The following is a 13153-nucleotide window of genomic DNA, read 5'->3' on the forward strand; positions in this document are numbered from 1 at the left end:
GGTTGATGAAGAAGATCCAGTGCCAGCTCCAATTGTCGCTGATATAGCCGCCGACAATCGGCCCCAATGCCGGCCCCATGAGCGTCGTCATCGCCCAAAGCCCCATCGCCCGGCCGCGGGTTTCGGGTGGGAATACGCGCAGCAGCAGCGTCTGCGACATGGGCATGATCGGGCCACCGCAAATGCCCTGGCCGATCCGGCAGGCGACCAGCATCGCCAGCGACGTCGATAGGCCGCACAGCACCGAAAAGAGGCCGAACCCAACCATCGCGAGGGTGAACATCCGCACGACGCCGAAGCGCTGGGCGAGCCAGCCGGTCAGCGGCACGCAGATCGCCTCCGCCACCGCATAGGAGGTGATGATCCACGTCCCCTGATCGGGCGAGATGCCCAGATTGCCCGCGATATGCGGCACGGAGACATTGGCGATGGTGAGGTCCAGCACCACCATCAGGTTGCTGAGCGCCAGCACCAAGCCCGCCAGCGTGCGCGTGCGCGGCGATAACCGGGAGAAAATATCGTCGTCGCCGCTCATGCCGGTGCGTCCTTATCGGTCGGAAAGGTCGAGTTCGACTTCCATCGACAGCCCGACCCGCAACGGATGCGCCGCAAGCTCCTTGGGGTCGAGCGCGATCCGCAGCGGCAGGCGCTGCACCACCTTGATCCAGTTGCCGGTCGCATTCTGCGCCGGGATCAGCGACATGGACGATCCGGTGCCGCCGGAAAAGCCCACCACCCTGCCATGGTAGACGACATCGCCGCCATAAAGGTCGGACGTGACCTTTGCCGGCATCCCGATCTTCACGTCGCGCAGCTGGCGCTCTTTGAAGTTGGCATCGACATAGAGGCGGTCGAGCGGGATGATGGTCATGATCGGGCTGCCCTGCGCCACGCGCTGACCGACCTGGACCTGCCGGCGCGAAATGACGCCGCCGATCGGCGCACGGATGATGCTGCGCGCGACATCGAGGCGAGCGGATTCGAGCCGCGCCTTCGCCGCCAGCACCGCCGGGTCAGTCTCCACCGTCGCGCCGCGCACCAGCGCTTCATTCGCCTGATATTGACCGCTGGCGGCGTTGCGGGTCGCCTGCGCCGTGTTGACGCCGGCGCGCGCCTGTTCCAGCGCCGCCCGGGCGCTGGCAAAGGCCTGCCGCGCCGCCGTCACCTCGTCGCCCGACACCGCGCCATCACCGACCAGCGCCTCGCGCCGTTGAAGGTCGACGCGCGCCTTTTCATATTCGGCCTGGGCGGTGGCGAGCTGCGCCCGCGCTTGGACGATGTCCGCGCCGCGCGCCGCGACCTGGGCCGACAGCGACTCGCTGGTCGCGGCGGTCTGGCGGAAGCGGCGACGGGCTTCGGCGAGGTCCGCTTCCGCTTGCGCCACGGCGATCTGCGCGTTGGTCGGGTCGAGCCTGGCGAGGATGTCGCCTTTGCGAACCGTCTGCGTGTCGCTGACCAGCACCTCGACCACCTGGGCCGAAACCAGCGGCGTCACCTGCGCCATTTCGGCGTTCACATAGGCATTGTCGGTGCTGACATGGTTCCGACCGAACAGCAGATACCAGGCGCCCCACAGCAGGCCGGCGAGCAGCACGGCGATCCCCAGTCGGATGAGCCAGGTGCGTCGGGCAGAGGCGCGATCGGTTTGCTTGCCCTCGACGGCGGTTTCGGTCGGTTCCAGCGCGGCATCAGCCATTGGGTATGTCCTTCGAGATGCTGTTCGAGGCAACGAACCCGCCGCCCAGCGCCCGCACGAGCGCGATATCGTTGGAGAAGACACCCGCCTCCAGCCCCGCCAGCGACTGGCGGGCGGCGAGCAATTGATCCTCCACCGTCAGAACGTCGAGATAGGTGGACAGGCCGCCGCGATAGCGCTTCTGCGCGATAGCATAGGCGTCCTCCGACGCGGCCACGGCCGCGCGGGCGTCGGCAAGCCGCTGATCGAGCGTGCGGCGCATCGTGACAGCGTCGGCGACCTCCTGATAGGCGGCGAGCACCGTCCGGTCATAGGTGGCGACCGCTTCGTCATAGGTGGCGCGCGCGCCGCGATACTGGCCCCGCAACGCGCCGCCATGGAAAATCGGCAGGCTGATCGCCGGGCCGGCATTGCCGAAGATCGAATCCCTGCTGAACAGATTGTCGAGGAAGGGCTTCGGCCCACCTGCCGCGCCAGTGCCGGTGAAGATGGTTTCATAACCGAGCGACTGGACGCCGACGAGTGCGCCCAAGCGGATCGCCGGGAAGAAGTCGGCGCGCGCCACCTTGATCCGCCTGGCGGCGGCTTCGGTGCGGGCGAGCGCGGCGGCGATGTCGGGCCTGCGGGCGACGAGATTCGTGGTGGCGTCGGCCGGAACGCCAAGTGGCGCCAGTCTGGGCAGGCTGGGCCGGGCGATGGCGAGGCCGCGATCGGGGCCGGCCCCGATCAAGGCTGCGATCTGGTGCTGGCGCAGTTCGATCGCCATCTGCGCGGCCGCCAGACGCGCGCGCGCCGACGCGACCGTGGCATCCGCCTGCCGGACGCTTCCGCGCGTTTCAAGCCCGTTCTGGCGCCGCTCGGCCACCAGCTTCTGGGTGGCGACCCGGATATCGAGTGTGCGCCTGGCGATGTCGGCTTCGTCATGCAGGCGCGCGAGGTCAGCGTAAGCGTCCGCGATCGCGGTCGTCAGAACGAGTTTGGCCTGTTGCGCATCGATTTCGGCCGCGCGGGCCTCCGACGTAGCAGCGGCGAGCGCCGCGCGGTTGCGACCCCAGAGGTCGAGATCGAAACCAAGATCGAGCGCCACCCGCCCAGTGCCGAGCCAGCCCTGCGGCACGAACTCCTTGGGCAGGCCCATATTATAGCTCTGCCTGGTCGCCTGCGCGCTCGCTTCCAGATCGGCGGACGGCAGCAGCGCCGCGCCAGCCTGCTGCGCGGCGGCGGCGGCGCGGCGGAAACGTGCGCCCGCCACCGCCATGTCGGGCGATGCGCGCAAGCCTTCCGCGACCAGCGCGTCGAGCTGCGGATCGCCATAGGATGTCCACCATTCGTCGCCCGGCCAGGCTACGGGCGCGGCCCCGAGACTTTGGGCAGAGGCGATCGACTCGGGCGTGCGGACGAGCGGCTGGGTGCCAAGATCAGGCACTGAAGCGCAGCCGCCGATGGCCAGCAAGACGGCGATCATTCCCCCGCTCCGGGCGATCGGGGTCAAGCGACTCGAGGACATAAAAAACCGTACCAGTCAGTATGAGAAATCGCCATTGCGCCTGTCGTCCAGCCTTGTCAATCAAATAATCATACTATACGGTACGCTTTCATGACACAGTCCTGCGCACCCCCAAATCTCAGCCGACGGGAAGCGCGAAAGCAAGACCGCAGGGATATGATTGTCGCGGTTGCCCAGCGTTATTTCCTGGAACATGGCTATGCCGCCACTACCATGTCCGGCATTGCGGCGGCGCTGGGTGGTTCGAAGGGGACGCTGTGGACCTATTTCCGGTCGAAGGAGGAACTTTTCGCAGCCGCGCTGGCCGATCAGGCCCACAGATATCAGGCCGAGCTGTCGCAACTGCTGGACCCATCCATTCCCGTGCAGACAGCGCTGGAGCGCGCCTGCGCCAGCCTGTTCAAGAAGATCACCTCGCCGGAGGCAATTGCCGTCAATCGCCTCATCATTGCTGAAGGCGCCCGCTTTCCGCAAATCGCAAGGATGTTCTTCGATCTGGCGCCCAAAAATACCAGAGCGCTGCTGGCCACATTCATCGGCGACGCAATGGCACGCGGCAGTTTGCGGAAGGCTGATCCGAGCGAAGCCGCGCAAGCGCTGACCGCATTGCTGATGGGCGGAATCCACAAGCAGCTGCTGCTGGGCGGGATAGACGACGTTGATCAGAATGTGGCGCGGGCCGAGGTCCACTGCGCGGTCGATCTGTTCCTGCGTGCTTATGCGCCAAGCCAGGATTAGGGTCAGCGAATGGCAGGCGCAGGAACATCATTCCGCGCGCATAGGGCATAGCCCCGCCCCTTCACGGTGCGCAGCAGCTTCGTGGCGAAGTCCCGATCCAGTTTCGCGCGCAGACGTGACATATGGACCTCCAGGCTGTTCGTGCCGGGATCGAAATCGAGCCGCCACACGGCGCTCAGCAGTTCGCTGCGGCTGATCGCCTGGCCGGGATGACGGGCAAGGTGGACAAGAAGCGCATATTCACGCGCCGGGAGCGGAATCAGGCGACCGCCGCGCGTCACGCTTCGGTCGACCAGACGGATTACAAGGTCGCCGAGCCGGAGTTCAGGCTGCGCTGCGTCCGCGAGGCGGATGATGCGGGCCACGGCTTCGGCCTCATGCATCCACGGCCCGACCACCTCATGCATCCCGCCTTCCAACGCGCGAGCGCGGGCATAGGGATCATCCTCGTCCTGCCAGAGGATCAGGGCATCGCCGGCCTGCACCAGAGGCGCGTGCCCCTGCCCCGCCCGGATGGCCAGGTTCACCCCGCGCGCCGCGAGAGCGCGCGCGACGGCGACGAAATCGGCGCCCCTTTCATGGCGTTCCAGTCGCCTGCCCATGTTTCGCCTTCATGTCTCGACCCGGATCATCCCACCGCCAGAAGGGCATCGGGGCAAGGCTTTTCCCGTCCGATCTGGACCAATCTCGATCGGCTGGCATGACGGATCAGCGGACTGGACGCCGAAGCGCCGCGCTCCAGATGGTCTCGCCGAGCCGCATCGTCGGTCAAGGCCGCACCGATCGCGCGCCACGCAGTGAGACGCATGGGATCGGCCGGATGGCGCAGCGCGAAGTCATGGGCGAGGTCGAGCGCGTCGCCGCTGCCGCTCCCCACCGCCAGTTCCAGCAGCAATTGGGCGCTTGCGACCGTCATGCACTGGTCGATGATGCCTCGCGCCGGATCGAAGCGATACTGCCGACGCCATCCCTGATCGGGCGCGCTGGCGAGGATGTTGAGGCTGACCGAAAGCGAAGCCGGGGGCAGTTGAGCGTGGATGTCGCGATTGGCCCGATAGAGCAGCATCCGGCCTTCTTCGAGGTGGCTGCGCTCGACAAAGCGGAGCGTAACCGGCTCGCCATCCGCGCCGGCCACATCGTCCTGCTCATATTCATAATAGTCCGATCCATAGCCGGGACCAAGATAGCCGACTGTCAGGAAATCGAAGCCATGATCATGGGGGACATGGTAGAGAAAGGCCGCTTGGCCGCTCATGCGGACGACATGATCCTGCGCGGCGGGCCAGAAGGCGGCGCGCAATACATAGCCATCGGTCGGCGGGTGCAGCAGGACGACCTGCGCCGAATAGGGATTGGTGCGGCGCTGGTCGGCGCATCGTGTCTTCAGTTCGGCAATCGCGTGATCGGCAAGGAAATCCCGATTGCGCGACAGGGCGCGCAGCATCGGCGCAGCGGCGGCCAGTCCCTCCTCGCAGGTCGGGTCGAAGGCAGTGCTTTCGCACCAATCGATCAGATCATCCAGGTTGATGACGGAGCCATCCTCCGGCGGATCGATCAGGCGGGGCATGGCGCGGCTCCGATCTGCGCCAGGGTGCGCGCGGCGAGCGCGCGGACCGGCGCATCCGGCTCATCCCGCGCCATCAGGCGCAGCGCAGATAGCGCGGCAGCGGTGTCAAGCGCCAGATATTCGCGCATGACCGCCCAGCGCTGCTCGGGCAGCGGCGCGTCTAGCGCGGCGGCGAAAGCAGGCACGGCGTCCCGGCGCTCCTGAAGCCGAAGCAGCGAAAGCAGCATGAGGGCGCGGGCATGGCTTTCGTCCGCCTGCGCGGTTGCAATCGGCGCGCCGCTCGCCCGATCATGGATGCGCGCGGCCACGGGGCCAGGCGGCGCGAGCTGCGCGCGCAGGAACGACAACGGTCTGTCCGAAGCATCCAGGCAGAGCGCCTCGCGGCGTTCGTCGAGCACGATAATCGCGCCGTCGCGCCAGCATCGTCGTCCAGCTGAGACCGCCCGGCCCTGCTCCAGTCGGTAGAGTTCGCCTTCAACATCGCCTGAGAGTCCGCGGCACAGCAACATGCGCCCGGAAAAATGGATACGGGCCGGCAGCGGCTCGCCGGGATCGATAATCGTGGCGGTGATCCAGATCCGTTCCGTGCGGGCAAGCACCAGATGGCGGGCCGCGCCCTTGCGGCTGGCGCGCATGGCGGGGAGATGGAGGAGGTTGGCAGCCATGCGGGCGACTTCGTCGGCAAGAAGGCGGTCGAACCAGCCGCTTTCCTCAATGAAGGGCCGTATGAGCGCGATGGCTTGCTCGAACGGCGCCTCGTCCGCCGCCGCGACAGCAGCCGCCAGCCGCGCCATCGTCACCTGACGATGACTGCGATGATGACGTCCATCAAGCTGATTTCAAGCACATCGCCATCCTCCAGGCCGAACAGGCTCGGTCCGCCGCTGAGATCGGCGATGTCGTCTATGGCGAGTTGAATCACGCGGTCGGTCATGGGCTTCCCTCCTGCTGCCGAGGGAAGGCTATGGCGGGTTGGTGAAAGCGGCCAATTAAAACAAGTTAATGACGCAGGTTGCTATTAACCATTTATTCGGGTGGGTTTCCTATCGTCCGGTTCGACCAGGAAGGTGGAACCGATGCCGTTCTTCAAGCGCAGCCGCAGCCCTCATGCCGAACAGGCGCACCGCGAGGCAGCACGCCCCCAGCGGCGGCTCCGCCTGTTGCTGGTGGACGAAAATCCGACCGCGCGCAGCGTAGTGGCGCGGCGCCTCTCGCACCTCAACTATGACGTGGTGTTGGCGGAAAATGGCTTCATGGCGCTCAACCTGCTGGTGACTAGGCCGGTGGATGTCGTGTTGATCGACATGGGGCTGACCTTGTTGTCGGCGGTCGGCACGATGCGGAAAATCCGGGCGGCCAATCTTGCGGGCAATGCCTGTTTCGTCATGATCGCTGGACGGCTGGACAGCCAATCCACGATCGAAGCGCTGGCGGCAGGTGCGGACGACCATATCGTCAAGCCCTTCGACTTCGACGTGCTCGACGCCCGGCTGCGGCATCTGTGCCAGCGGGCCGAGCAGATCGGTGCGCTCAGCCGGCATAATGCGGAACTCGACGCGCGGATTGCACGGCGGGCGGTGGAACTGGGCGAGACGCGCGAGGCGCTGCGCGAAATGCAGGTCGATCGGGCTAGGCTCGTCTCCTCGATCCAGGCGCTGCATGACGAGATCGAGCGGTTGCAGTCAGCCCAGGCTTAGAAACAACGTCAGGCCGTCGCCGGCATCTTCGGGCGGCGCGTCCGCCGCAACACGGCTGGCGTCGGCGCGTGCGCGGTCCAGGATAGCCCTGGGCACATCGACCGCATGGTAGACATGATCCGCCTCCCCCAGCAGTCGCGCGGCGCGCAGCGTCAGATCATCCGGGTCGGGCGACAAAAGGCGGATCGTCACCAATCTCCCGCCTTGCGGTCGCGCCTCATCGAGCCAGACTGGCAAGAGGTCGGCCGCATCCTCGCGCAGCGGGTCGAGCAGACTGCCCGGCGCGAGGCCAGCGTCGATGGCGCGGCGGCGATCGCCGGGATCGGGCCAGCGCGCCCGGATCGCGGCGCGCGCCTGCGCCAAGGCACTCGCCAGCGCGCCAAGTCGTGCGGGCAGCAGCGCTTCGATCCGCTGCCGAAGCGCTTTGGCAAGGCCAGCCGATGCGCCCCCCGTGCCGATAGCGATCAGCACCGGATCGCGATCGACGATCGCCGGCAGGGTGAAGTCGCACAGCGCCGGATTGTCGGTGGCGTTGACCAGCACCCCGCGCGCGCGCAGCCGCGCCGCGACCGCAGCGTCACCGTCCGACACGATGGCGATGCGGGCGTCAGCATCATCCTCCGCCACGATCCGCGCGTTAGCGCGCTCAAGCAGGCGGCGTTTCGCCTCCGCCGCCTCCCCTTCTCCGGTCAAGATGACGGGCTGCCCGTCCAGCCGCAGAAAGACGGGCAGGCTGTGCATCAGGCCGCGAGCCAGTCGGGGATGATGTCGCCGTCGATCAGCGCCCGAATCGGCGGGCGTTCGCGCACCACCGCCCATTTGTCGCCGGCCACCAGAACCTCGGGCGTCAGCGGGCGGCTGTTATAGGTGCCCGCCATCGTCGCGCCATAAGCGCCGGCGGTCATGAAGGCGACGAGATCGCCCGCCTGCACCACGTCCATGTCGCGGTGCATGGCGAAAGTATCGCCGGTTTCGCACACTGGACCGACGACATTGGCGGTGGCGCGCGCGCCTGTCGGGTGGACCGCGCGAATATCATGCCAGGCGTCGTAGAGGCTGGGGCGCATCAGGTCGTTCATCGCTGCGTCGACGATGACAAAGGGGGCCTGCGCGCCCTGCTTCACTCGCACGACGCGCGACAGCAAGGCGCCGGCATTGCCGACGATCACCCGGCCCGGCTCGAACATCAGGCGCACGTCCCACCCTTGCGTTACGCGCGTCACCATCGCGCCATAATCGGCGGGACTGGGGGGCAAGGGCTTGGACGGGTCATAGGGGACGCCGAGGCCGCCGCCCAGATCGGCGGTGCGGATCGCGTGGCCCTGCGCCCGCAGCGCCTCGATCAGCGCGCCGACCTTCACAAAGGCCGCCTCCAGCGGCGCGAGATCGGTGAGCTGGCTGCCGATATGGACAGCGACGCCCCGCACGTCGAGGCCGGGCAGCGCGCCGGCGGCCCCGTAGCTCTCGATCGCGCGGTCATAGGGGATGCCGAACTTGTTTTCCGACTTGCCGGTCGAAATCTTGGCATGGGTGCCAGCGTCGACATCGGGATTGATGCGATAGGCGACCGGCGCGCGCTTGCCCATGGACAGCGCGACTTCGGACAGCATTTCGGCCTCCGGCTCGCTTTCCAGATTGAACTGATAGATGTCGTGATCGAGCGCGAGCCGCATTTCGTCGGCGGTCTTGCCCACGCCGGAAAAGACGATCCGGTCGGCCGGGATGCCCGCCGCGATAGCCCGCAGTAATTCCCCGCCGGACACGACGTCCGCGCCCAGCCCGAGCTTCGCTAGCGTAGCGAGGACCGCTCCATTGGGGTTGGATTTCACCGCGAAGGCGATCAGCGGATCGACAAGCGCGGCCAAGCCGGCCCGGAACACGCCGACATGCCGTTCCAGCGTCGCAGTCGAATAGACATAGACCGGCGTGCCGACCGCCTCTGCAATGGCCTCAAGGGGCACCTGCTCCACCTGCATGGCGCCGTCGACATAGGTGAAATGGTCCAAGAAACTGTCCTGTTATTGCGGGTTCGCTTCGGGCGGCAGATCGAATTCATCGTCGTCGCGCTCGCGCGATTGGGTAAGTAGTTCGACGGCGCGCCCCGGCCTGGCCTGGATCGTGGGGTCGAGCAGCTGAGTCCCCGTCGGCGCCGTCGCCGCGCCGACCGGGACGGCGGGCAAGCGCTGCCCCTGGATGGGCTTAAGGGGCGGACGGCCGCCGCATCCCGCCAGTGTCAGTGCGACCAGAGCAAGACCGGCGAGGCTGCGCGTCTTCATGATCCGAGTTCCTTTCTGGCGTCGGCGATGCGCGTCCGCACCTGATCCGGGGCAGTGCCGCCATGGCTCGTGCGGCTTGCGACCGAGGCATCCACCGTCAGAACGGCATAGATGCGATCATCGATGCGCGGATCGATCGCCTTGAGCGTACCGATCGACAGCTTGTCGAGCGAGATGCCCGCCGCTTCGGCCGCCGCCACCGCGCGCCCGGTGATATGGTGCGCCTCGCGGAACGGGATGCCCCCTTCCCGTACCAGCCAGTCGGCAAGATCGGTCGCGGTGGAAAAGCCGCTCTCGGCAAGGCCGCGCATCCGGTCGGTGCGAAAGGTCACCGTTTCGACCATACCGGTCATCGCCGCGATGGACAGGCCGAGCAGATCATGCGCCTCGAACACCGGCGGCTTGTCGTCCTGCATGTCCTTGGAATAGGCAAGCGGCAGGCCTTTCATGGTGACGCAAAGGGCCGTCATGCAGCCCATGATCCGACCGGCATGGCCGCGCACCAGCTCCGCCGCGTCGGGGTTGCGCTTCTGCGGCATGATCGAACTGCCGGTCGAATAGGCGTCGGGCAGCTTGACGAAGCCGAAGGGCTGGCTCGCCCAGATGATGAACTCTTCCGCGAGGCGGGAGAGGTGGAGCGACGCCTGGGTCGCCGCCATCAGATAATCGAGCGCGAAGTCGCGGTCGCTGACGCTGTCGAGGCTGTTGTCGGTGGGCTTGACGAAGCCGAGCGCCGTCGCCGTTGCGTGGCGATCAATCGGGAAGCCGGTGCCGGCCAGCGCCGCCGCGCCCAGCGGACATTCGTTGAGCCGCGCGCGCGCATCGGCGAAGCGGCTGCGGTCGCGCCGCACCATCTCATAATAGGCCATCAGATGATGGCCGAGCGTCACCGGCTGCGCTGACTGAAGATGGGTGAAGCCGGGCATCACCGCATCGACATGCGCCTCCGCCCGATCCACCAGCGCGCGCTGGAGACCGGCAAGCCCTGCGTCCACCTCGTCGATGGCGTCGCGCACCCAGAGGCGAAAGTCGGTCGCCACCTGATCGTTGCGGCTGCGCGCCGTGTGAAGGCGGCCGGCGGCGGGGCCGATCAGATCGGCCAGCCGCGATTCCGTGACCATATGGATGTCTTCCAGGTCGAGATCGACCGGCACGCCATTGGCCTCATAATCGCGCTCGATCCGCTCCAGTCCGGCGCTGATCGCGTCGGCGTCGGTCTGCGACACGATGCCCTGCTTGCCCAGCATGGCAATGTGCGCCTGCGACCCGGCGATATCCTGTTTCCACAGACGCTTGTCGAAGGGGATGGAGGCATTTATCTCGCGCATGATCGATGCCGGGCCGGCCGCGAACCGGCCACCCCACATGCTGTTGGAGCCTGAACCCATGGTCTCGTCGTCCCGCGCGCTAATGATGCTGCTCCTGCTTGGCCCTATGGCGGCCTGCGATAGGCAATCGCAGCCTAAGGAGCAAGCCAATGCGAGCGCCAGCGGCGAGGCGCCGGCCGGGTCAGGCGAGGTCACGGGCGGCGGGTCGAAGGACAGCGCGTTCAGCTATCGGCTGGACCGCAGCAAGGCCGGCACGCCAGCCCCGGATTTCGCCTTCCTCGATCCCGATGGCGGGCACAAGACGCTGCAGGATTTCGCTGGGCGGCCGCTGCTGGTCAACCTCTGGGCGACCTGGTGCACCCCCTGCGTCGCGGAAATGCCGACGCTCGACCGGGTGGCTGCCGCCTACGGCCCCAAGGGGCTGGCGGTGCTCACCATCTCGCAGGACAATCAGGGGATGAAGGTCGTAAAGCCCTTCTTCGAAAAGCATAAATTGCCGCACCTCAAAGGCTGGGCCGATCCCGAAAACCAGTTCGGGTTCGATTATGCGACCGGGCTGCTGCCGACCAGCGTGCTGTATGATGCGCAAGGTAAGGAGATGGTGCGGGTGATCGGCGCCATGGATTGGGAAAGTGCAGAAGCAAAGGCGCTCATCCAGGCGGCTATGGCGCGCTGAGATATTTTCTGGAAACACAGTAGCAATAGTCTGAGATATGAGGCCAATCGGTTTTTTGTGCGTTGCAGTAGAGGTTTGCTGCACCTGCTTCGTTCGCCCCTTTGTCATGATAATGCAAAGAAGGGGGCAGCTATGACGCGACTTTCGGCACTGAAGCTTTCACTCGTTCTGGCGTCGTCCTGGTCGGCGTGCGCGATGGCGCAGGAACCCCAGGTCGCGCAGGAGCCTCAAAGCGACGACGGCGCAGCGATCATCGTCACCGGCACCCGCGCGGTCGGGATGCAGGCGGCGGAGGCCGCCGCGCCTGTTCAAGTGCTCAGCCAAGAAGCGATCAGCCATGTCGGCCAGCCCAACCTCAATCAGGTTCTGACCCAAATCGTCCCCAGCTTCACGGCGCAGACACAGGGCACGGACCTCTCCAGCTTCTCGCTCTCAGCCCGTTTGCGTGGCCTGTCACCCAATCACACATTGGTTTTGGTGAACGGTAAGCGCCGTCATGGCAATGGCATCCTTCAGGTGATTTCCGGCGCATTCCAAGGCTCGGCAGCGCCCAGCATAGACCTGATCCCGCCCGATTCGGTTGAGCGTGTAGAGGTGCTGCAGGAAGGCGCGGCTGCCGTTTACGGCACCGACGCGATCGCTGGGGTGCTCAACTTCATTCTGAAGGATGACAGCGAGGGCGGCAGCCTGAAACTCACGGGCGGTCAATATTATGACAGCGAAGGTGAGCTTTTCTCCGCGTCGGGCAATGTCGGCTTCAAGCTCGGCGAAGATGGCTTCTTCAACCTCACCCTGTTCCATCGCCGCCAGGATTACACCACTATCGGCACAGGTCAGGTGCAGATCACCCGAGAGGACGGATCGCTTCAGCCCAATACCCCAGCACAGTGGGCTAACCTGGCTGGCGACGCCCTGTCCGGCATCAATGGCGGTCAGCCCAAGTCGACACTGAACGTCGGCTTCTACAATATGGGCTATGACTTCGGCGGGATCGAGCTTTACAGCTTCGGCGACTATGCCCGCCGCGAAGGCTGGGCGAAGCAGGGATATCGGCATCCCAAGCGCATCTGCTACGAATATACCAATGTTGGCGGGGTCATCACGCAGGTAAACGCCGGGGGCGGCATCAACCCTACGCCCTATAACACCAACATGTGCTACGGTGACACCGGGACATGGGGGATGGTGCCGCTTCAGCACGTCATCGAGGACGAATACAGCTTCACCCTGGGTGTAAAGGGCGACTTCGCTGATGGCTGGAACTACGACATCAGCGGCACTTATGGCTATCAGAAGGATGAAATCTGGACCGAGCGGTCTGCGCATCGCGAAGTCTGGCAGGAAAGCTATGCCGCTTCGCTGCGCGGCTTTGGCACGCCCAATACGCCCGACAAGGCTTATGACGGCGGTTTCCGTCTGAGCCAGACAACCATCACCTCCGATATCCGTAAGGAGTTTGATATCGGCATGGCCGAGCCGCTCACCTTCGCGTTCGGCGGCGAATATCGCAAGGACATGTATGAGATTGTCCAGGGCGATTTCTATTCGACTTACAAGACCGGGGTTCAGTCCTTTCCCGGCTACAAGGCCACAGACGCCGGGCGCTACACCCGCAGTTCCATATGTGGACGGCTCCCTCTTGCAAGGGCTGAACGGAAAATTTGATCG

The 13153-nt window shown here is 65.7% G+C and carries 14 protein-coding genes and 1 pseudogene; 4 read left to right on the plus strand and 11 right to left on the minus strand.

Annotated features, from left to right (window positions below):
• From V2B31_RS14315 to V2B31_RS14325, 3 genes are all read right to left on the minus strand, one after another.
• A partial coding sequence (locus tag V2B31_RS14315) for an MFS transporter (protein ID WP_328279655.1) occupies nucleotides 1–535 on the minus strand: 535 nt, incomplete at its 3' end.
• A gap of 12 nt (nucleotides 536–547) precedes the next feature.
• Nucleotides 548–1696: an EmrA/EmrK family multidrug efflux transporter periplasmic adaptor subunit gene (locus V2B31_RS14320; RefSeq protein ID WP_328279657.1), complete on the minus strand. Its 1149-nt coding sequence runs from the start codon at nucleotides 1694–1696 to the stop codon at nucleotides 548–550.
• Nucleotides 1689–3203, minus strand: a complete 1515-nt coding sequence (locus V2B31_RS14325; RefSeq protein ID WP_422248088.1) for an efflux transporter outer membrane subunit — start codon at nucleotides 3201–3203, stop codon at nucleotides 1689–1691. The genes V2B31_RS14320 and V2B31_RS14325 overlap by 8 nt, the downstream gene beginning before the upstream one ends.
• A gap of 156 nt (nucleotides 3204–3359) precedes the next feature.
• Here V2B31_RS14325 and V2B31_RS14330 point away from each other — a divergent pair, with 156 nt between their 5' ends.
• Entirely contained in the window at nucleotides 3360–3941 is a 582-nt protein-coding gene (locus tag V2B31_RS14330; RefSeq protein WP_328279661.1) for a TetR/AcrR family transcriptional regulator, read from the plus strand.
• A gap of 2 nt (nucleotides 3942–3943) precedes the next feature.
• On the opposite strand, the gene V2B31_RS14335 is transcribed toward V2B31_RS14330, so the two are convergent.
• The 4 genes from V2B31_RS14335 to V2B31_RS14350 are packed head-to-tail and all read right to left on the minus strand — an operon-like array spanning nucleotide 3944 to nucleotide 6442.
• A complete protein-coding gene (locus V2B31_RS14335) occupies nucleotides 3944–4543 on the minus strand; it encodes a winged helix-turn-helix domain-containing protein (protein WP_328279663.1) in 600 nt (199 codons plus the stop codon).
• A gap of 26 nt (nucleotides 4544–4569) precedes the next feature.
• Nucleotides 4570–5508, minus strand: a complete 939-nt coding sequence (locus V2B31_RS14340; RefSeq protein ID WP_328279665.1) for a transposase — start codon at nucleotides 5506–5508, stop codon at nucleotides 4570–4572.
• Nucleotides 5496–6302 carry a hypothetical protein gene (locus tag V2B31_RS14345; RefSeq protein ID WP_328279667.1) on the minus strand — a complete coding sequence of 269 codons (807 nt, stop codon included), beginning with the start codon at nucleotides 6300–6302 and terminating at the stop codon, nucleotides 5496–5498. Before V2B31_RS14345 ends, V2B31_RS14340 begins: the two co-directional genes overlap by 13 nt.
• Nucleotides 6303–6304: 2 nt before the next feature.
• Nucleotides 6305–6442, minus strand: a complete 138-nt coding sequence (locus V2B31_RS14350; protein ID WP_328279669.1) for a hypothetical protein — start codon at nucleotides 6440–6442, stop codon at nucleotides 6305–6307.
• A gap of 142 nt (nucleotides 6443–6584) precedes the next feature.
• Between V2B31_RS14350 and V2B31_RS14355 the strand changes: the two genes are divergently transcribed.
• A complete protein-coding gene (locus V2B31_RS14355; protein WP_328279671.1) occupies nucleotides 6585–7205 on the plus strand; it encodes a response regulator transcription factor in 621 nt (206 codons plus the stop codon).
• Here the strand turns inward: V2B31_RS14355 and V2B31_RS14360 are convergent.
• From V2B31_RS14360 to argH, 4 genes are read right to left on the minus strand one after another with little or no spacing between them, the layout of a single operon-like run.
• Nucleotides 7191–7946: a precorrin-2 dehydrogenase/sirohydrochlorin ferrochelatase family protein gene (locus V2B31_RS14360; RefSeq protein WP_328279673.1), complete on the minus strand. Its 756-nt coding sequence runs from the start codon at nucleotides 7944–7946 to the stop codon at nucleotides 7191–7193. The two genes, V2B31_RS14355 and V2B31_RS14360, sit on opposite strands and share 15 nt — an antisense overlap.
• On the minus strand, nucleotides 7946–9211 hold the full coding sequence (gene lysA, locus V2B31_RS14365) for a diaminopimelate decarboxylase (RefSeq protein ID WP_328279675.1): 1266 nt from the start codon (nucleotides 9209–9211) through the stop codon (nucleotides 7946–7948). The genes V2B31_RS14360 and lysA overlap by 1 nt, the downstream gene beginning before the upstream one ends.
• Before the next feature lie 12 nt (nucleotides 9212–9223).
• Nucleotides 9224–9481: a hypothetical protein gene (locus V2B31_RS14370; RefSeq protein WP_328279676.1), complete on the minus strand. Its 258-nt coding sequence runs from the start codon at nucleotides 9479–9481 to the stop codon at nucleotides 9224–9226.
• Complete coding sequence (gene argH / locus V2B31_RS14375) at nucleotides 9478–10848, minus strand: argininosuccinate lyase (protein WP_328279679.1); 1371 nt, start codon at nucleotides 10846–10848, stop codon at nucleotides 9478–9480. The genes V2B31_RS14370 and argH overlap by 4 nt, the downstream gene beginning before the upstream one ends.
• A 43-nt stretch (nucleotides 10849–10891) precedes the next feature.
• Between argH and V2B31_RS14380 the strand changes: the two genes are divergently transcribed.
• Nucleotides 10892–11485 (plus strand): TlpA family protein disulfide reductase, encoded by a 594-nt coding sequence (locus V2B31_RS14380; RefSeq protein ID WP_328279677.1) that lies wholly within the window; start codon nucleotides 10892–10894, stop codon nucleotides 11483–11485.
• Nucleotides 11486–11617: 132 nt separating this feature from the next.
• A pseudogene (locus V2B31_RS14385) lies at nucleotides 11618–13120 on the plus strand (TonB-dependent receptor plug domain-containing protein); the annotation flags it as partial.
• Between the last annotated feature and the right edge of the window lie 33 nt (nucleotides 13121–13153).

Source organism: Sphingobium sp. (assembly GCF_036170395.1).
Lineage (GTDB): Bacteria > Pseudomonadota > Alphaproteobacteria > Sphingomonadales > Sphingomonadaceae > Sphingobium.

Coding starts and splice junctions, on each gene's coding strand:
- V2B31_RS14350 (WP_328279669.1), bottom strand. CDS start 6,442: ATGACCGACCGCGTGATTCAACTCGCCATAGACGACATCGCCGATCTC.
- V2B31_RS14380 (WP_328279677.1), top strand. CDS start 10,892: ATGATGCTGCTCCTGCTTGGCCCTATGGCGGCCTGCGATAGGCAATCG.
- V2B31_RS14360 (WP_328279673.1), bottom strand. CDS start 7,946: ATGCACAGCCTGCCCGTCTTTCTGCGGCTGGACGGGCAGCCCGTCATC.
- V2B31_RS14370 (WP_328279676.1), bottom strand. CDS start 9,481: ATGAAGACGCGCAGCCTCGCCGGTCTTGCTCTGGTCGCACTGACACTG.
- V2B31_RS14325 (WP_422248088.1), bottom strand. CDS start 3,203: ATGTCCTCGAGTCGCTTGACCCCGATCGCCCGGAGCGGGGGAATGATC.
- V2B31_RS14330 (WP_328279661.1), top strand. CDS start 3,360: ATGATTGTCGCGGTTGCCCAGCGTTATTTCCTGGAACATGGCTATGCC.
- V2B31_RS14335 (WP_328279663.1), bottom strand. CDS start 4,543: ATGGGCAGGCGACTGGAACGCCATGAAAGGGGCGCCGATTTCGTCGCC.
- argH (WP_328279679.1), bottom strand. CDS start 10,848: ATGTGGGGTGGCCGGTTCGCGGCCGGCCCGGCATCGATCATGCGCGAG.
- V2B31_RS14355 (WP_328279671.1), top strand. CDS start 6,585: ATGCCGTTCTTCAAGCGCAGCCGCAGCCCTCATGCCGAACAGGCGCAC.
- V2B31_RS14340 (WP_328279665.1), bottom strand. CDS start 5,508: ATGCCCCGCCTGATCGATCCGCCGGAGGATGGCTCCGTCATCAACCTG.
- V2B31_RS14345 (WP_328279667.1), bottom strand. CDS start 6,302: ATGGCGCGGCTGGCGGCTGCTGTCGCGGCGGCGGACGAGGCGCCGTTC.
- V2B31_RS14320 (WP_328279657.1), bottom strand. CDS start 1,696: ATGGCTGATGCCGCGCTGGAACCGACCGAAACCGCCGTCGAGGGCAAG.